Genomic DNA, 19,843 nt, shown 5'->3' on the forward strand with positions numbered 1-19,843 from the left:
GATGATGTCTCTCAGCAAAAACCGAGCCTATGTGTATATTACTGCTGTTCCGCCGCTTCCAATTCTTGTTCCAGCCTGATGGCTTCATCAGCTCTTGGTTTGGTTAATCGCGCCATCCAATAGTACAAAACAGGTGTAAGGTATAACGTAAATACCACCGCGATACCCAATCCGCCGAATACCACCCATCCGATGGCGTTTCTCGATTCTGCACCAGCGCCAGTAGACAAGATTAACGGCAAGCCGCCAAGTACCGTAGACATCAAGGTCATCATGATAGGACGTAATCGCACCTTGCCCGCTTCGACAATCGCGTCGTATACGCTTTGTCCTTGGTCTCGTTTTTGATCGGCAAATTCTATTAGCAAGATGGCATTTTTGGCGAGTAAGCCAATCAACATAACTAAGCCGATTTGAGAATAGACATTGATTGAGGTGCCGGTGAGGAATAGGGCATAAATTGCCGCGGCTATACCAAAGGGAACCGTTAACATGACAACCACAGCACTGTTGATGTTTTCGAACTGTGCGGCAAGGACAAGTAGTACGATCACGAATGCCAAAATGTATGTCATCATGACCTGTTTTGACGTCTCCTCGTAGGTTTGTGCTTCACCTAGGAACACGATACCGATACCGTCGGGTAGGGTATCATCAGCGATAGCACGAATCTCGTCGACGACTTCGTTTAATGGCACTGATTCAGGTAAGTCAACGCTAACCTGAATCGCCCGACGCTGTGCTTGTCGCTCGAGTTCGGCGGCGACCCCTTCCTCAGTGATGTACGCCAAGCTGGATAATGGGACTAGGGTACCGGTATTCGATTTCACATACAGGTTAGTGATCATCGCTGGGTCGCGAACGTTTCTGTTGTTCGTTTGCAATAAAATGGGTATCGCTTGGTCTCCAACATTCAAATCGGCAATGTTGTCGCTATTTACCGCGGCTCTCAACGTACTGGCGATATCATTTAGTGGCACGCCGAGTTCCTGTGCCCGTTGGCGGTCGATGTTCACACGCATTTGAGGTTGGGTCGGTTCATAGCTCACCCGAGTTCTACCCAAATCAGGCATCTCTTGTTCAAGTTTCGCTGTCAGAGCCAGTGCGGCGTCGTATATTCGACTGTAAGTATCACCTGTGATAGCGAATTCCATACCACCGCCTTGGCCACGTAAGTTCAAGCTGTTGCCACCAAATGGCGACGCAGGTGCACCGGGAATAGCCTGTAGCTTGGGACGAATTTCACCCACGATTTCTTGTAGCGACTTGTCGCGGTCGTCCCAGTGTTTCAGTGGCGCCTGAATAAATACGATATTGGGGTCCCAACGGCCTACGACGGTATAGATGGAGTCGATAGTACCGTTTTCGACGTAGGGTAAGAGCACCGACTCCATCTTTTTGGCCTGACGGTCCATAAAGTTGATACCTGCACCGTCTGGCCCTCGAGCAAAAATATTAATGGTCCCGCGATCTTCACTGGGTAGCAGTTCTTGCTGGATGTTGTTAGCAACAAAATAGGCGCCAATTGCCGAGCCCACACTGAGTAATAGAATGAACCAGCCGTATTTCAATGACCAAACCAAACTGCGTTGGTAGCCATTCATACAGGCCACGCCAAAACGACCAAAGGTCGCAGCAAACAAACTGGGCTTATCTTTGGCTTTTTTCACCGGTAGTTTTGCGGTCAATGCCGGCACAATAGACAGGGCAACGAAAGACGAGATGATGACAGCTCCTGCCAAGACACCACCAAATTCTCTAAACAGTCGCCCCGCCGCGGAGGGAAGAAACGCTATCGGTATGAACACCGATGCTAAGACTGCTGTTGTCGCGATAACCGCAAAGAAGACCTCCCGAGAGCCGATAACTGCGGCAGCTCTGGGGCCTAACCCCATAGCTCGTCGACGCTGAATGTTTTCAGAGACTACAATGGCGTCGTCAACAATCAAACCGGTCGCCAGTACGAGTGCCAATAACGTCAGAATGTTAATAGAAAATCCCAATCCCCATATGATTGCTAGCGCACCGGCAAGAGAAATAGGGATGGATAACGCTGGCACAATCGTCGCGCGCCAACTACCAATAAAGAGCAATAGCGTGAGTATCACCAGACCGATAGTAAAGCTCAGTGATCTCACCACTTCACTGACTGAATCTCGAATAAACTCAGCGTCGTCATTGGTTACAACGATATCTAAATCGCTGAATCGACGGTTGAGTCGCTCCACCATAGTGAGCACTTCATCTGAAATCTCAATCGTGTTAGAACTTGCTTGGCGAATAATGCCAAGGCCAACGACAGCCGAGCCGTCTAATCTAACCATACTGATGGCATCTGATGGACTAAAGTAAGTGCTAGCTACATCGCTGATGCGAATGTTGTCTTGGAGCACAATGTTGGCTACGTCATCAGCAGACAAAGAGGTAGCATCGGCGCGAACGATTAATGCTTGGTCCTTGGATTGAATACTGCCCGCTGGCACATCAAACGGGGCAAGCCGCAGAGCCGCGGCAACATCTGTCATCGATAGTCCATAACTGGTCAAACGCAGTGGATCAACCGCTACTCTGAGTACGCGTTCTCGATCACCACTGAGACTGACGTCGGCGACACCAGGAATACTCAAAAACATCGGGGCGATGTCAGTTTCTACTCGCTGTGTGAGGGTTTCCATATCGACCACTTCACTGGATACCGCAATACTGACAATTGCTCTGGCATCACTATCGGCGCGAATGATAGCGAGATTCTCTACGTCTTCTGGCAGCTGGCGTTGTACGCGAGATACCGACTCTCGGGTTTCATTTGCCGCGTCTTCTAAGTTAATTCCCGGGCGAAATTCGACCCTGACACGAGCGGAATTTTCTTCACTCTGCGCATAGATATTTTTAACACCGCTGACCCGGGCGACAGCACCTTCGAGCCGGTTGGTGACCTCGGCATCTACCGTTTCAGGCGAAGCCCCGGGGTATTGTGCGGTCACTGTGATAGTCGGGCGGTCGACGTCGGGTAACTCACGGACTTCAAGGCCATTCATGGCCGCAAAGCCAGCAATGGCAATCAATAGATTTAGAACAATAATCAGAATGGGACGACGAATTGACAGCGAAGGCAAGTCGTTGGTTTGGGGCTGCTGAAATTTCATTATTTTGCCTGTGCCATATCTGTACGGACGTCTTGACCTTCTCTCAAGCGCTGGATACCTTCAACGATAAGTAACTCTCCTTGGTCGAGTTCGCCGCTCACCAAAATCGTTCCGCGCAAGCGTTGTTTTACTTCTACATCTACGCGAGTCGCTTTACCATCGATGGCTTTCCATACATACGCGCCGTACGCTGACCACAATAAAGATGCTTCTGGCACAGCGGCGTATTCAGGCCCTTCATGGGAAAGGTTTACACGGAAGCTCATACCTGGGCGGTATTCGTCTTTGTCGTTGTTGAGTAAAGCCCGCGCGCGAATCGAACGGTCAGTTTCGTTGATACGGCTGTCGATTTGCGCAATCGTAGCGTCGATATTGATAGTGCGATTTGACCACGGAGACAAGGTCACGACAGGGTTGTTCATCAGAATATCAACGGCGGCTTCAGGGGCGTCAAAATTAATAAAAAGCTGACTTCTGTCATCAATAGTCGTAATCGCGGTTTGTGGCGTAATACGGTCTCCGATTTCAATATCAGTAATCCCGACAACGCCGTCAAACGGCGCCACTATGGTCCTGTCCTCTAGCTCAGTCATCGCCTCATCCAGTGTCACTTTCGCCAAATCTCTCAAGGTTCTGGCGTCATCCACTTGGCTTTGCGGCACGGCTCCACTGGCGCGGCTATCTATCAAGCGTTTGAGGTTTCGCTCTGCGTCTTGAAGTTGCAATGTCGCTCGTTGAACCGCAGCGGACTGGCGACGGTCGTCCAATTTTACCAACACTTGATCTTTGTTAACGAACTGGCCTGGTTTAAAGCGCACGTCTGTTACTTCGTCGGAGACGGCAGGAAAGATGATCACTGAGCGTACGGCTTCGGCACTGCCTACCGCTTCAACGCGTTTAGATTCATGTAAATACGATACCGGTTCTAATACAACCAATTTTGGGCCGCCACGTCCTCTAGATTGAGCCTGCGCGTTTGACGTATTGATGCTCAGGATGGCAATGAGCATGTATAAGGCTGATGTGGCTAGCAACTTCATTCGAGTATGGACTCCGCGTTAAATATATGAATACGTGAGTTTTTATTACATCACATCGCCTAGCCGAAGATAAATGTAGCTGAACTTAGCAATGACGCTGTGTATCGATTTTAGTCTTTATCGATAATTACACACGTTTCTATTTATAGATATCTAATGCGGGCTATTACGCAAACCAGAATCAAGTTGATCACTCTGCTTCTTGCAGACACGGTGAGAGAACGATATTTTGAGATTAACACGCGCTGCCATTAGGCAGCATCGTGATCAGATATCTTTGCTCAGTGAATCTTCAATAAGGTGGCAATGCGCTAGCTTAAATTGTCTAAATTCGTCTTTCGAATACAACTTCTGCAAGGTAGGTTGTGACACCACGAAATATTGTGTTGCGCCCAGTAAGTGATAAACCAAAGCTAAGGCTTGTGGTTCAGGTTTTTGAGTTGCCTGTACTGCAATCTGCGTTAATGCATCTAGAAATGGCCTTAAAAACCATTTGTTTGCCGACGGTGCTCTTTCGGGGTTGTCGAGCAGCTCTCGAAGCAACAATATAATTACCCGCAGCCGTTTATCGGAGGCTTCAGCCATGTCATAGAATACGCTTCTAAGCTGTTCCTTAGCGTTTGGTTCTTTGCGTGTCACCTCTGATACAAACTCATTCAAATGTTCAGCGGCGTTTTCGAGTACGGCTGCATATATTTTTTCTTTAGTCGAAAAATGGTGAAGCAAGGCTTGTTTACTCACTTTTACCTCTTTCGCAATATCATTGATGCTTGTGCCGTAAAACCCATTTTTAGAAAACAACACCTCGGCATGCATGAGCAAGTCTTCACGCGTATTTTTCTTCACATCTTTGGTTCCTAGATTAGATGTTGACATCTTACCACTCGGTAAGTATCTTGTAAAAACTTACCGAGTGGTAAGTTCTTTGCGATAAAGGTTGAAAAAATGAACAATGATATCGAAATTGCTTTAATCGAAAGTGCAAAACAAAACATTGCGAATAAAACAACATCGTTGGTTGGCGAAGAAACGAGGGTCAATATTGATAGATATAAAGACCAGCAGCGCTTTGAGCAAGAATGCCACGGCATTTTTGCGAAACTGCCTACAATCGTATTGCACTCCTCTTCACTCCCTGAAGCGAATAGCTATCAGTCGGTTGAAACGCCTGTCGGTTCATTGATTGTTAGTCGCGATGCAAACGGTAAAGCTCATGTCCTGCGCAATAGTTGTCGGCATCGGGGAGCTCGACTTGTCAATGGGAAGGGGTGTAGTAAACGATTAGTTTGCCCTTACCATGCTTGGTCGTACTCCACCAATGGCGAGCTGAGCAATGTGCCTGGTCAACAGCAGTGCTTTCCCAATTTGGATAAAGCACAAAATGGTTTGCTGTCACTAGGTTGTATCGAAAAATTTGGTTTCATTTGGCTGTGTCCGGGACTCAAGAATAATGAGAATGCAGACACGCATTTGACAACCCACCTCAAGGGAATGGCCGCTCATTTAACATGGCTAAAGCCCGATGAACTCAAAGTGTTCCAAACCACGACCAAATTATGGAAAGGAAATTGGAAACTATTTGCAGAAGGCGGCTTAGAAACCTATCACTTTTCGTTCGCTCACAAAGGCACAATTGCGCCTTATTTTCACAACAACATCGCCGTTATTGACCAGATTGACCAACATTTTCGGGTGGTGATGCCAACCAAATCATTGTCGCCTACGCCAACTCATCAATCTGAGAACTTATCTCTGCATGACTGTAGCCATACTCTGTTTTATTTACTGCCTAGTGCCGCCCTATTGATTCAAAAAGAGCACGTAGATTGGATTCAGTTTAATCCAAAAGGGCCAGAAGAAACGGAAATCACGGTAACAACCTTGATACCCGTTAATGCGAACTTAGATGATAACGAACAGCGGCGACATTGGCAGAAAAATCATCACATTACGAATGAAACACTGGATGAAGACTGGCAACTGGGAGAATCGATTCAATCCTCAATTGATGAGATGGCTTTGCCTTATATTCAGTATGGTCGAAATGAGTGGGCATTAGCGGCGTTTAACACGGTAATCGATAGCTATATTAAAAAAGCCTAATGCGGGTTTGGGGGAGAGGATGTCGTCGTTCAAAACGTGGGAATGTCAGATTTGTAATTGGGTGTATGACGAGGCTCTGGGGTGCCCGGAGGAAGGGATAGCACCGGGGACGCGATGGGAAGACATTCCCGATAACTGGAGTTGTCCCGAATGCGGTGTCGGCAAAACTGATTTTGATATGCAGGCGATTGCCGAAACCGACGATAACATGGCTATGGAGACGATTCAGCCGCCGGCCACTGGCGCTTCAATAGGCGATCCGATTGTTATCATAGGCACAGGGCTAGCGGGGTATGGTTTAGCAAAATCGTTACGTGAAACATCCCAGTCTAGACCCATTTATCTCATCACTAGTGATAATGGCACTTACTATGCAAAGCCTTCACTCTCTAATGGGTTTTCAGCGAAAAAATCTGCCAACGCGATGGCAAAAGCAAGTGCTGAGGATATGGCAAGACAATTTGACTTGACTGTATTCACCCACACTGCGGTAGAGCGTGTCGATACCAGCAAAAATCGAGTGGTATTAAAAAGTGGTGCAGACATCAATTATGGCAAGCTGGTACTTGCGAATGGCTCCAGACCGGTAGTGCCGTCGATTTGCGGTATCGAGCTGCCAGGTGTAGTCAACGTGAATAGCTTGGATGACTATGCTCGTCTAAGAACGCTTTTGAAGCCCAATGGTTCGATATTGATTATAGGCGCGGGCTTGATTGGTTCTGAATTTGCCAACGATCTCACTTGTTCTGGGTTTCGCGTTTCAATCGTCGATTCTAACGCCGGATTTATGTCTTCGAAGATAGGTGATGAAGTCTCAAGTATTGTGACCCAAGCTATAGCCTCTGAAGGCGTGGAGTGCTTTTTCAACCAATCGGTTGATAGCATTACTCGAGAGTACAATCAGCTCTCGGCTCACCTATCATCTGGTATCTCGTTAACTGTCGATGTGATATTGACTGCCGTCGGGATTTCCCCCAATTTAACGCTGGCGAAGTCGGCAGGACTGAATTGCAATCGGGGAATTGTCGTCAATGAATGGATGCAGACTTCTCATCAAGATGTCTTCGCCTTAGGGGATTGTGTAGAGTTTAACGCGCAAGTCAGGCCTTTTGTTGGTGCGCTTAATAAACAAGTGACGTCATTAACGGCGACGTTGAATGGACGCCAAGCGCCTCTCGATTATGGCGTCATGCCTGTCTCTGTAAAAACGCAATCTCACCCTTTGGTGTTTTATCGCCCAGAAAACGTCGAGGGTCATTGGCAAATTGATGCGAAATCGCACAGCGGCGTGAAGGCGAGGTTTGTCGACGAACTGGGACGGCAAGTGGGGTTTGTGGTAACGGGAAGCTTTATCAGTCAAGCCAAGTCTTATCAAGCAGCCTGTCAAGTTGAGTGGTGAAAAGACCAAGTGCGTTAAACGTAAACGCAGTAGACGGGTAAGCGACTAAATGCATAGCGCTAAATATTCTGCGTCAACGAGCCTGTGTTTGCTGGCCCTAGCCAGCGTTTAAAGCCGCAAGCCAGTCTGCAGTTTCTAGTGGTTTCGACTTCAAAAAACCTTGTAGAGCATCACAACCAATGGCTCTGAGGTACTGAGACTGCTGCTCGGTTTCAACACCCTCAGCAACGGTTTGGGTTTTCAATACGCTTGCCATGTCGACGATGAGTTTGACGATACCTTTAGCTGAGTCACTCTCCTCATTCTCGATACCATCAACAAATCGCTTATCAATCTTTAGCTCGGCAATCGGTAAGGATTGTAAATAGGCAAGGCTGCTATAGCCCGTGCCAAAGTCATCAATAGAGAAGGCGAAGCCACTGGCTTTCAGGTTCAACATGAGTTGGCGAACGGCTTCTATATCAGTGACTAACGTGGTTTCTGTGAGCTCGAGCATGAGACAGCTTGGCTCGACTTGCCACTTATTGATGGTTTTCATCAGGAAGTCTTTAAAGCCAACATGTAGTAGGTGTTTACCACTGACATTGACTGACACTTTTGTGTTAACCCCATTTTGCTGTAATCCGGACAGAAGCTCACAAACTTTGTCGATGACCCATTCATCAATATTGATGATGGCATTACTTTCTTCTGCAATAGGGATGAACTCGGCAGGGCTAACAGCACCGAATTCATCGGATTGCCAGCGAACCAGTGCTTCGGATGAAACAATCTGGTCATTCTCATCAAATTGGGGTTGAAGTACGAGTCGAAGCCCCTTCCCTGAAGTGGCAATGCTGTCTATTTCATGCTTTATTTTTCGACTTCTCTCATAAGCCTCTTGGCTTTGAGCGTCGAGATAGAAGTGACCATAAGGTGCACAAGCTTTAGCTTTTTTGACCGCGTATTCAAGGGTCGAAAATAAGCTCTCTACACTACAACGCTTACCCTCTAGTAATGCGCTTCCCGTGCTAACTGAAGCGCTGATGTGCTCTTGTGCAACTTGAAGTGAAAAAGAATGCTCAGTACTGATATCGCTGATAAGTTGATGTTGTAGTTGCGCGCCTTGCTCTGCAGTTTTGACAGGGCGTTTAGCGACGACAATGAAGGAATCTGCGCCATTCTTAAATAAGTAAAAGGTTTCTGCACAGCGCGTTTCGAGCAAGCGGCCTATGTCATGGACGATTTGATTCCCAGCCGTAATACTGAACTTATGGTTCCATTGAGCCAGTTTGTCGATATCGATGATAGCGCAAAACAAATAGTCATCAGAACGCTGTAACGATTCGAGTTGAGTTTGCAACGTTTTTACGAACCATGCTCGATTCTTTAGGCCGGTGAGTGGGTCGGTGTAGGCCATTTTGTATACAGTGTCTTGCGCTTGGATACGCTCACTGATGTCTCTTACGATGCCGATAAACTTGGCTTTCGTGTTCAAGCCACTCTCTGTGAGGGATAGCTCCATTTGGAAGCTTTCACCATTTTTTCTCAGCGCAGGGAGTTGTCGGCCGACTCCCATAATGTGGGATTCCCCAGTTTTGAGATAGCGCAACATGTACCCTTTGTGTGACGAACGATAGGGCTCTGGCATTAACTCTTCGACAGTCATCGCTAAAAACTCAGTTTGGCTATAGCCAAATATCCGCGTCGCCGCTTGATTGACTTGTAATATTTCGCCAACATCATCACAGATGATTACAGCGTCATTAAAATTGTTGAAGATATCCTCAATTGAGCGCGCTTTCTTCGCTTCTTCTTCAAACCGTTGTATTTCAGCCGTGATATCTTCTAGCGCACCATAAACACCAATAATCTGCCCGTCTTGGCCAAATCTGGGCTTGCCCGATGTTCTGACCCATTTATGGTTTCCTTCGGTGTCAATCATTCGCAATTCGATTGTATATTCCTCACCTATACTCATGGCGCGCTCGAATAAATAGGTGATGGTCGCAACATCTTCTGGATGGTAGAACTTTACGCCAACTTCTGGCGAAATATCGGTGGATTCGACTAGGCCATAAATTCGGTACACTTCTGGTGACCAGTACAAGGAGTCTTGCACTTTGTCGTATTCCCATGCACCAACATTTGATAGTGCACACACTTCATTGAGTAGATCGGTTCTAAGCTTCAACTGGCTAGCGTGGAACGCACTTTCGATATAATTAGCAATATTCTCAGAGAAGAGTTCAAACAGCGATTTATATTCTTCTACATCCATTAACGTGTTGCGAAACAAGCCAACGATAATGGCGACAGTTTGATCATTTTCCAAGGTGATCGGGCAGCCAACATAACCTTCTAAACTGTATTCTCCTAACATATCGTCATCGGGATAAATTTCTTGTACGTCAAAGGGAATAACGCAAGCGTGTTTGTCGAATACTGTTTCGCAAGGTGTATTCAATAGCGGGTAAGTCATGCTTGCTTGAGGTTCACCGTCGACGAGCGTTGCGACGGTTTTTGCGGTATTGGCTTCGTCACCTAAAGTGGCAATAAATAGAAAGTCCGCCTTGACGATTTGATTCAGTGCGCGCAGTTGCTCGATTAACTCGAGTTTGTGCTCACTACAAAGTTTCAAGAACGCTGACTTTGTTAACTGTTTGCGATCGTTATTTATCGACACACTTTTTCTGCCTTAACTGCTCAATATGGTAGAACGAGAGATGAACATGGACTAAGTCGAGTTCATGTTTACACCGTCGTTTTGCAAATCTACCAGACTTATTATCTATACTAAAGTCTAACTGAATAGGTTTTTATCAATCGTATTTCAGCTTAATTGATGACTTATCGGTTGCTTGATAGACAAGCCTTACTAATTCTTTAATACTGGTCACAGTTTGAGTTTTCGTGACCACGTATGAAATTATTCTTGCGAACATTTCTGGTATTGGTTTTGTTCCTCGCACCTGCAATCAACGCCAAAACATTGAAAGTGATCAGTCGTCAATCTGAGATTGACGTCGCACAGGCTTATTATTTTGATTTGTTGCAAGCTGCGCTGAAGCATGCCTCCATAGAGGCATTTGAACTCAAAACTGTCGACGCTTCTGGGTTGAGTCAAGGCCGTATGCTACAGCTGTTAGAGAACGGTTTTATTGATGTATATTGGACTGGGACCACATTAGCTAGGGAACGACGCTTTTTGGCGATTCGCGTTCCCTTAATGAAAGGCCTTCTGGGGTACCGAGTATCGATTATACGCAAAGACGTCGTCGGCGACTTCGCTGCTATGAACATTGATTCCCTCAAGCAAAGGGTAGCGTGCCAAGGGGAGCATTGGCCTGATACTAAAATACTTGAGCACAATGATTATGCGGTTGCACCAGTCGCTCTGTACAAAAGAATGTTTGAAATGGTGAGTTTAGGCCGCTGTGACTATTTTCCTCGAGCCATCTTTGAGGCTTATGGCGAATTAGAACAAGCACAACGAAAGTCACCAAACCTGAGTGTTTATGACGATACTATTTTGTATTACCCATTTCCGATTTACTTTTTCGTGAGAGCAGACCAAGAAGCACTGGCATCAGTCATTGAAGAAGGTTTAAAGGCGATGATAGCGTCTGGTGAGTTTGATACTTACATGATGTCTCACCCATTGACCAAAAACTTATACCCTTTAAAGCAATGGACTGACAAGCGAATCGTAACATTGGAAAATCCGTTTCTACCGAGTGATACGCCGATTGACGACTCGTCACTGTTTTTGAAGTTGTAATTTCGTTTCCCAATCATCACATCAATAGCGTTTATTGATTTAGAACAAAGTTTGATGCGACATGTCGTTCTACACTCTATGTGAGTTTAGGACCATTGGGACGTTGCAGTGCTAACTATTATCCGAGATACCGATTTACTACCTGTTGATGCACAGATGTCGATACTTGAGTCACAGCTCATTTTAGGTTGTGAAGTGCAGTGGCAAAAGATGGTTAACCTGTTGAATCGAGAATTACAGAGACGCGCTATCAGTTTACGTGATTATGTTGCCTTACATCAGAGACTGGCGAGCCTCAAACCCACCATTCACTGAATACCTCTTCCCGCCCGAGTCTTATCAGGAATGTTTGGCATTGTCTGACGTTTCTATGTTCCCGATGTTTGCTTTGGCGTTGACTAATTTTCTCCACATGAATTCAATCGGCCCTTGTGTGAAATATTGAAAATAGTGGTAAGCGATAAACAGCTGCGCGACTATCATGCATAGGGCCAAAATGGTGAAGTCCAGTAAGGTTGCTGTGAGGTTCCACTCAGGATAAATGAACCGCAAAAGGGTGACACCGACTATTGATTGCATCAAATACATCGTTAGAGCCATTCTACCGCAGCGCAAAATGGCGTCAGTCAAAAAGGTCTTACGCAAATACACTTTACTGCGCAATACCCAGTGCCAAATCAACATAGCCATTGTTAGTCCTGAAATTGAACCGAAAAAGCCGCTTACGTTGTAAGCAATATGTGGGGAGAAAAAGTACAGCAACATGTCCGTTATTGAGATAACCGCAGTGCTGACAAGTAACATCCACATACCAAACTTGCCAAATCCTGATTTAAGTTGGCCGTGCTTGAACAAGCCAAGTCCCAAATACATAATGCTCGATACGTAAAACAGCAGAAGAAAGGGAAATACAGCCAAAATTGAGCCAACCCAAATAGCATTTTCCACTACATATCCGAGGTAACCCTCTGGCATTAACTCGGCGTATTCGTACAACATGCTGCTATCTTCTGCGCCACTGGTATCTGATGACCAACTTGAAGCTAGCAACAGGAGATCGAATGCGATGCCAATGATAAAGAACACGATCCCCCGTTTTATCAGGTCTTGCGCGTTCCAATCAAGGTGGCGAATCACTAAAAAGCCACATAACGCATACGCGGTGAGGATATCACCAGGCCAAATGAGAATGCCGTGAACGAAACCGATGGCAAGTAACCACCACAAACGACGTTTGAGTACTGCCTGAGCATCTAACTCGTTGCGGGAAAAAGATTCGAATTGCAAATACAAGCCAATACCAAACAACAGGCAAAACAGGCTTCGAAATCGGCCGTCAAAAACACCCATTCGCATTACTTGAATTATGTCGTCAGACATCGGTGTTGGGTCAGGAGAGACATAGCCGAAGGAGAACATTCCCATATCGGTGATGTTCATTAAGAGTAAGCCTAGTACGGCGATACCTCTGAGAAAATCGAGATAGCCAATCCTGTTTCCGTGAGCCACTGTCGTCATGTTGAATCCATTCATATTGCATTGCGTGTTGTTGTTATAGCGTTGATACCATAAACAAGGGGATGTAGACACAAAAGTCGTGTATTTTTTGTCATCTGACTTGGCTAATCGGAGTTTTTTCTATGGCAATACCGTTCGATGCGGCGTTTTTCGCTGAGATAGACAGGCGTGCCGAAAACAGTAATCGCAGGCGCGCCAATACGAACCTACATCGTGATGCCTCATCTTTGGTACAAAGGTTGTTTATTTCGATGATGCCTGACAGTTACGTTCGTCCACACAAACATACGCAGGCGCATAAGTGGGAATGTTTTCTTGTGGTTTCGGGGCAATTAGATTTTTTACTGTTTGACGATAATGGCGTGCTGACAGATAGGGTGGTTCTGTCGGCAGAGGGAGAGTGTCGAGGCATAGAGATTCCACCGGGTCAGTGGCACGCCACCACTTGTCGTGAACCTGTGGTTTTCTTTGAGGTGAAACAAGGCCCTTATGAAGTCGAGTCCGACAAAGTATTTGCAGATTGGGCACCAGAGGAAGCAGACCTTGACGTCCCCGTATTTTTGGAAGCACTTAAAAACTTAAAACTTGGTTTTCGCGTGAGTTGATAGGTTATTCACTATTCATTGCATAGCGAAAAATGGGTTTGAACTGCAAGCTTTCTCTGGCATTACTCACACTTTCACGCAATGCCATTTTGTAGGGGAGGTAACTATTGTCTAACCATATGTACAGGGCGACATTGGCGAGCGTTGCTACCTTGTTGTCCTCAGGGATTTGCCCTAAAGCATCGTGTTTGAAAGACATAATCACCGGGAATATGAAATAGTCAACACGCGCTTTGGTTAACAATTTTACGCCATCTTCGATGGCAGTGATTGGGACGTGAGCTGCTTTAGGGAATTGGGTCATAAAACGGTCCATGCCGGTACTGCTGAAAAACGCAATGGACGTATTCGCATCGTTGAGCTGATTCAAATTAAAACTGAAACCTGATACTTGGGGTTTGGCAGCGTAAAGTTCCAAATTGACCCGAATCGTTTCGGTGTCGACTAAAAAGATATCGTCTCGCTGAACTAATTTGTCAAAACTTTGCGTGCCGGCAAAAAAAGCGTCGCAATTGCGATTCTTAAAAGCAAATTCAGCTCTTTTGGTAGGGACATAAATGATTTGTGCGTTTAATCCGCTGTCAGCGAATACCCGAGTTAGAAACCGGTCAATCAGTTGATCGTAAGATACACCGTACGCTTTTCCCGTACACACTTTTACTGTGTTTGATTCCGCCCATGAAACGCGGAAAAAACACAGAGTAGCGATGAGTAGAAGTGCCAGCTTTCCCTTCAAAATTGATAGCCTTCGATTTGCGCATTGAGTCAACGTATCTCATTAGTGTAGCTAATATTGACGATATGCCCTTTATACCTTCGTCTACTTTATAACCTGGGCTTTGTACAACCGCTTCAATCAATGTTGGTATTTTTTGTAATGGGCATCTTTGTCAATTTGGGTTAAAGCAGACCATATGGTATCGGCTATGTCGGGATGATTTACCGCAAACACTTTGTTAAGCATCAGGAAACCGTAGTTTTCAAAATAAGGTTGTTTGAGCTCGACGACGTCCTTGGGTAAGTTGGGTTCATTGCAGTTGCCTAGCGAGGCTTGGACTCTGTGATTAAACAGTAAATCATGGGCGAGGTTACTGCTCTTTGTTTCATAAACTTCAAATCCACGCAATTTTAAATCTGCAGCCATTTGATAACCACGGGTGACAGACAATATGATATCGTCGGGCTTGACTAAGTTATTGCCATCCCATTCGATGGGAAAGTCTTTGTGGTAGAGAAAACAAGCTGTCGTTCTAGAGAAGGCTTTCGTTTTGTCGATATCACCATCTACTGTACGTGGATAGGCGGCATAGGCCGCACGCATTTCGGTAAATCGACCAATCACACTCTGCACATTACCGGTTTCTAACTCTTTTAAGCAACGGCTCCACGGATAACGAACAAGTTCAAAGCTAACATTGGGGAGCGCTTTATCCAATGCTTGTATTACGTCTATCGCTCCTCCTGGGTTGTGTGCAGGGATAGAACTGGTATTACCTACAAAATGGGGGAGGAGTTGCTTGTTCTCATAGCAAAACGTGATGGTATGGGGGGCCTCATCATCTGGGCCATTGTGATCGGCGATTGCAGCGCAAGTGACCATCAAACCGATGACAAACAAAACGTACTTCATAGATCACCCAGAAAAAGAGGATACCTGTTTAGTTTATATGAATTGGGAGTAAGCTCAAGGGCGCGCTCACTTTAACATTGATATTCATTCGTCTATGAAAAAGTACTGCCGTTTTCCGTATAGGTAAAGCAATGACAAGACTAGCGAGCAGGTACTGTGTGCCAACGCTATTTGACCTGAGTGCTGTTATCGATGGCACGCAACAATGCGTGTTTTACCATGGTGGTTTTCACTGGTTTTGACAGAAATAGGTTCATTCCAGCCGCTTTACAAGCCGCTTTGTCTGCGTCTGATGTGTTGGCCGTTAGTGCTGCGACAATGGTCGTGGGCCGAATAATTTCGCCTCTTCGCAATTGCTTCGTTGCTTCAAAGCCGTCAAGCTCGGGCATAATACAATCCATAAAAATGAGGTCGAATTCTGACTCTTGACATTTGAACACCGCATCTTGGCCGTCAACGGCAAATTGTGCGGTAACATTGAATTTCTGCAAATACGATTCCATCACCAAGCGATTAATTTCATTGTCATCTACCACTAGTACCCGCAAGTGCCCAGCGTCGATATCGATATCCAATTCATCTTCGTTGGTATCTTCAACGGGAGAGCCTTTTGGTATAGTGAGAGCAACGGTAAAGGTTGTGCCTTTGCCTAGGGTGCTTTTGACGTGAATTTGCCCCCCCATTCTGTCAATGAGCTCTTTTACAATGGACAGGCCAAGCCCAGTACCGCCGTATTTCAAGGTAATATTGGGCGCACCTTGATTAAATGGTTTGAATAAAGAGGCCAAGGTGTCCTCGTTCATACCGATACCACTGTCGCTGACAGATATCAAAAGGTTGACATTGCCATCGTGGGCTTTGGCCGAGACTTTTAACCGAACCTTGCCATTTTCGGTAAATTTAACCGCGTTGCTCAGTAAGTTGGATACAATCTGACTCAGGCGAGTAGAGTCGAAATAGACCCAGCAGTTATCGGTAACATTACTGGAGAAGTCCATTTCATTCAGGTGTTCGTCACACACGGGTTTATACATCGACACCAGATCAGCGAAGACTGTTCCTAACAAAAAGTGACTTGGCTCTAGTTTGAGTTCGCCATAGTTGATCTTACTGTAATCGAGTACTTCATTGATAAGTCGAAGTAAGGTGTCAGAACTACGCCTTGCGAGTGCCACTTTTTCATTGCGTTTCTGACTGTCGTTTTCATCGGCTAATGTCGATAACATGCCGGTTATTCCGTTAAGCGGTGTGCGCAATTCATGGCTGATTTTGGCCATCAGTTTACTGCGTTGTTCTAGTAATTGCTCGGCCTCGAGTTTTTGCTTTTCTAGCGCATGACGCAGTTCTACGTCCTTGGTTACGTCTTGAAATGTGCCAAATAGTCTCACACATTTTCCGTCTAGGTATTCGGCCTCACCATGGGTTGAAACCCAAATCTCATTGCCTTTCGCCGTAACCAGTTGCAATTCCAAATACCAAGGTTGCCCAGTGGCAATGCCGTGCTCGACAGCCTTCGTAATGCGATCTCGACTGTCGCCCGCTTTGTAGAAGTTAATCGCAGTATCTACCTGTGGTACAAAATGCTCATCGACTTCATGAATAACGCGTGTTTGGTCGCTCCAAGTTAAAATGTTGTTTTCTAGGTCAACTTCCCAACTGCCAATATTACCGACCCGTTCCAGTTTGGCGAATTGACGGTTGTTGCGTTTAAGCGTCTCTAGCTTTTTGCGATTCCCCAGTTCTGCGCCAAACCACTGAGCCAGGTGTTCAATTTTTTCTCGATCTTTAAATGAGAACGCTTGAGAAATCTTAGGGGAAGAAAAGTTAATCGTACCCACGATGGCATCGTTGACTTTTATTGGCGCCCCTATATAGGATTCGAGCCCCGTGTTGCGATAACAAGGGTGAACACTGAGTTCACTTTTCGCGGCGTGGTGATAAGCGAGCGCTCTTCCCGCAAGCACAGTCGACTCACAAAACGTGCTTTGAAGGTCGAACACACTGCCAGCTTTAAAGCGGTTGTCGTCGCTAACCACGTTCACAATGGTGTAGTCGTTACCTTCAATCTTACTGACGATGCCAATATCCAGTTCGAATGCCGCTAGCCCGAGCTCCAATAACGCTCGCGACTTATCGTCATAGTGAAGTGATTGATCTGAAACGATATTGTGAAATGTTCGCCAAAAATTCAATGCGTCAGTCCATGTCTGTTTTCAATACTGAATTCGCTGCGTACCAATTCCCTGCCAGTAACAGGCCCAGGTTGCATTTGGTAGTGTATAAACAGTATGGCACAAGCCTCGCAGACGCGCGAGACCGCAAACAGCCAAAATATTTGAGTGAGTAAAAAACGTACAGGGTTTAGCTTTGCTGTTCTCGGTCACGTAGAAACTCGCATAAATCTGGGAAAGGGATGGGCCTGGAGAAGAAGTAACCTTGAATCTCCTCGCAATGATAATCCCGCAGTTTATCAAGGTGTGTTTGCTCCTCTACGCCTTCCGCTATTAACACCACGCCAAGGTTTTTTCCCAACTCAATGATGGTTTTAACGATTGCCTCATCTCTCTCACTTTCCAACATGTTTCGGATAAAAGACTGGTCAATTTTGAGCTTGTCGATGTTGAAGCGGCTGAGGTAACTCAATGAAGAATAGCCAGTGCCAAAGTCGTCTATCGATAAACTCACGCCCAGTTGCTTCAGTTCATTCAAGCTCGCAATTGTTGCCATTTCATCATTGACTAGCACACCTTCAGTGATTTCAAGCTCCAAATTTTTTGCTGGTAGATTCGCGCGTTCCAACGCATCGACAACGGTCTCGTAGAACCCTTTGTGAATGAACTGACGTGGTGAAATATTAACCGCAATGACAATGTCCTTATGCCCCATATCGATTAGATGGCGTGCATATTGACAGCTTTCTCTGAGCACCCAAGTGCCCAAGTTTACGATTAACCCAGAAGTTTCAGCCAGTGGAATGAAATCGGCGGGCGACACCCAGTTGTCACCGTTTTTCCAGCGAATTAACACTTCTGCGCCGACCACTTTATTTTGGTTAATATCCAATTGAGGCTGGAAATTAAGTGTAAACTCCCCCATTTCGACAGCGCGTTGTAAATCGGCCAACAAGGTTTGTTCTTTTTCGATTTGTTGTTTGAATTCACTGGAGTACAGCAAAGCTTGGTGATTGGCGTCTTTCACTGCGAGATCTAATGTCATGCGGGTGTTAGTAAAAAGCGTTTGGAAGTCTTGGCCATCATGTGGGAACTGGGCGAAACCAAAATTGAGTTTCAAGCGGTGTTCACAGCTGAAAGCAATTCGGTCTATTCGCGCTGAGACGCCGTTGGCAAGAAATTGCACTTCATCGGCGTTAACACATCGGGTGCTCACTAATACAAACTGAGATTCAGCGATGTGATAAATATCAAAACTGGGCAGGGTACCACTGGTGTTAATTTCTGTTAGGGTTGAAGCCAGTTCATTAACGATCTGATTGGCTGCTTGGGCCCCAAACACCGCGAACATGCTGGCATAACCGCGTATTTCTAAAATACCGAGGGCAAACATTGCGTTTTTTTCGATTAAGCCGTCGATATCTTGTTCAAGCGCATAGATGTTGGGCAGACTGCTGTCGGGATTATGGTATGCCTGATAAGTGAGTTGTTTCTCAGCCGTTTTCTCTGCTGAAATGTCTTTTAAATGCAAATCCCATTCAAGTTGATCCGGTAGCCAATGCATTTGGCACTCGTAAGTTGTGTCGCCAATTTCATAATCGAACTCGACGTGATGACTGTCAGACTGAGTTTTGCGCATGTAATCATCAATATTGGCGGGTAAGTAGTCGCTGATATCATCATTTATCTGTTTGTCGCTACCAACCAGCTTATGACTAGCTGGGTTCATAAACAGCATTTGCCGCTTTTCATTAATACTTATTACTGGATTCGGGTTGCGCTGAGGGAACAACGAAAGGCGTTGTCTCAAACCGATTTCCTGCAAGTAAGCGCGAATCATTCTGCCAGCCACTAGCGTGACAATAAGCGTAAATAGACCATAAAACACTGCAAAGACTTCAATGCGAATAAGTGACGTGAGTGTTTGCTCTTGATTTTGTTCGATTGTGGTTGTGTGGTTACTGATTTGATGAGCCAATGCGGCTTTGATATCACGGCGCGTTGCCGAAATGATGTCGAGTTGCTCTCTGGCCAGATCCCAATCAGTCTGAGAGCTTTGCAGATTGGCGATAAAACTTTCACCCGTCTCGGTAATAAAGCCATGTGCTTGGTCGATGAGTGCAAACGACTCAGATTGTCGATACAGGGTATTGATGCGGTTAGACAGGCTTTGGAGTTGCTCTTGCACACTGACTAGATTAAATCGCACCAAGCTGTCATTTTCGTTTGCGTAGTACTCGTAGTAAATCCGCTCTTCTTCTAGGGATAGGTTTTCATAAGACTTGAGCAATTCTAAGTTGGGCAGGGAATCTGTCAACAAGGATTCCGTTGATTCGGCAATTTGCACACCTTTGTAGAAGACGTATGCACTTATCGACAAACCCGCAACAATGACCAAAGACACGAGTATATTGATACTATTTTGAGAGTGGATCTTCTTCATTGCTGGCCCCTAAAGCAGATACCTAAAT

General features: G+C 45.8%; 14 protein-coding genes. 5 read left to right on the forward strand and 9 right to left on the reverse strand.

Going from position 1 to position 19,843, the window contains the following annotated elements; translation table 11 throughout:
* Positions 1-38: 38 nt before the first annotated feature.
* From AC27G9_RS09350 to AC27G9_RS09360, 3 genes are all read right to left on the reverse strand, one after another.
* Positions 39-3,146, reverse strand: a complete 3,108-nt coding sequence (locus AC27G9_RS09350; protein WP_487073379.1) for an efflux RND transporter permease subunit — start codon at positions 3,144-3,146, stop codon at positions 39-41.
* Entirely contained in the window at positions 3,146-4,186 is a 1,041-nt protein-coding gene (locus AC27G9_RS09355; protein ID WP_487073381.1) for an efflux RND transporter periplasmic adaptor subunit, read from the reverse strand. The genes AC27G9_RS09350 and AC27G9_RS09355 overlap by 1 nt, the downstream gene beginning before the upstream one ends.
* Positions 4,187-4,453: 267 nt before the next feature.
* Positions 4,454-5,062, reverse strand: coding sequence for a TetR/AcrR family transcriptional regulator (locus AC27G9_RS09360; protein ID WP_487073383.1), 609 nt, complete (start codon positions 5,060-5,062; stop codon positions 4,454-4,456).
* Between the two features lie 69 nt (positions 5,063-5,131).
* On the opposite strand from AC27G9_RS09360, the gene AC27G9_RS09365 reads away from it, so the two are divergent.
* Together AC27G9_RS09365 and AC27G9_RS09370 are read left to right on the forward strand one after the other, a co-directional pair.
* The gene (locus AC27G9_RS09365; RefSeq protein WP_487073385.1) at positions 5,132-6,289 is read left to right on the forward strand and encodes an aromatic ring-hydroxylating oxygenase subunit alpha; all 1,158 of its coding nucleotides are present in this window, start codon (positions 5,132-5,134) and stop codon (positions 6,287-6,289) included.
* A gap of 19 nt (positions 6,290-6,308) precedes the next feature.
* A complete protein-coding gene (locus tag AC27G9_RS09370; RefSeq protein WP_487073387.1) occupies positions 6,309-7,688 on the forward strand; it encodes an FAD-dependent oxidoreductase in 1,380 nt (459 codons plus the stop codon).
* Positions 7,689-7,785: 97 nt separating this feature from the next.
* Here AC27G9_RS09370 and AC27G9_RS09375 read toward each other — a convergent pair whose 3' ends face one another.
* A complete protein-coding gene (locus AC27G9_RS09375; RefSeq protein WP_487073389.1) occupies positions 7,786-10,308 on the reverse strand; it encodes a bifunctional diguanylate cyclase/phosphodiesterase in 2,523 nt (840 codons plus the stop codon).
* A gap of 282 nt (positions 10,309-10,590) precedes the next feature.
* Here AC27G9_RS09375 and AC27G9_RS09380 point away from each other — a divergent pair, with 282 nt between their 5' ends.
* Together AC27G9_RS09380 and AC27G9_RS09385 are read left to right on the forward strand one after the other, a co-directional pair.
* Entirely contained in the window at positions 10,591-11,448 is an 858-nt protein-coding gene (locus AC27G9_RS09380; RefSeq protein ID WP_487073391.1) for a substrate-binding periplasmic protein, read from the forward strand.
* Between the two features lie 108 nt (positions 11,449-11,556).
* On the forward strand, positions 11,557-11,763 hold the full coding sequence (locus tag AC27G9_RS09385; RefSeq protein ID WP_487073393.1) for a hypothetical protein: 207 nt from the start codon (positions 11,557-11,559) through the stop codon (positions 11,761-11,763).
* Between the two features lie 24 nt (positions 11,764-11,787).
* Here AC27G9_RS09385 and AC27G9_RS09390 read toward each other — a convergent pair whose 3' ends face one another.
* Positions 11,788-12,966, reverse strand: coding sequence for a DUF418 domain-containing protein (locus AC27G9_RS09390; protein WP_487073395.1), 1,179 nt, complete (start codon positions 12,964-12,966; stop codon positions 11,788-11,790).
* 122 nt (positions 12,967-13,088) lie between these two features.
* Here AC27G9_RS09390 and AC27G9_RS09395 point away from each other — a divergent pair, with 122 nt between their 5' ends.
* Entirely contained in the window at positions 13,089-13,571 is a 483-nt protein-coding gene (locus AC27G9_RS09395; RefSeq protein WP_487073397.1) for a WbuC family cupin fold metalloprotein, read from the forward strand.
* Between the two features lie 4 nt (positions 13,572-13,575).
* Here AC27G9_RS09395 and AC27G9_RS09400 read toward each other — a convergent pair whose 3' ends face one another.
* The 4 genes from AC27G9_RS09400 to AC27G9_RS09415 all read right to left on the reverse strand — a co-directional run bounded on the left by AC27G9_RS09400 (position 13,576) and on the right by AC27G9_RS09415 (position 19,815).
* The gene (locus AC27G9_RS09400) at positions 13,576-14,307 is read right to left on the reverse strand and encodes a type 2 periplasmic-binding domain-containing protein (protein WP_487073399.1); all 732 of its coding nucleotides are present in this window, start codon (positions 14,305-14,307) and stop codon (positions 13,576-13,578) included.
* A 120-nt stretch (positions 14,308-14,427) separates the two neighbouring features.
* The gene (locus tag AC27G9_RS09405) at positions 14,428-15,201 is read right to left on the reverse strand and encodes a hypothetical protein (RefSeq protein ID WP_487073401.1); all 774 of its coding nucleotides are present in this window, start codon (positions 15,199-15,201) and stop codon (positions 14,428-14,430) included.
* Positions 15,202-15,368: 167 nt separating this feature from the next.
* A complete protein-coding gene (locus AC27G9_RS09410; RefSeq protein ID WP_487073403.1) occupies positions 15,369-17,393 on the reverse strand; it encodes a GAF domain-containing hybrid sensor histidine kinase/response regulator in 2,025 nt (674 codons plus the stop codon).
* Positions 17,394-17,562: 169 nt separating this feature from the next.
* Positions 17,563-19,815 carry a putative bifunctional diguanylate cyclase/phosphodiesterase gene (locus AC27G9_RS09415; protein WP_487073405.1) on the reverse strand — a complete coding sequence of 751 codons (2,253 nt, stop codon included), beginning with the start codon at positions 19,813-19,815 and terminating at the stop codon, positions 17,563-17,565.
* Positions 19,816-19,843 lie beyond the last annotated feature (28 nt).

The organism is Alteromonas sp. 5NS40-0096 (assembly GCF_057544385.1).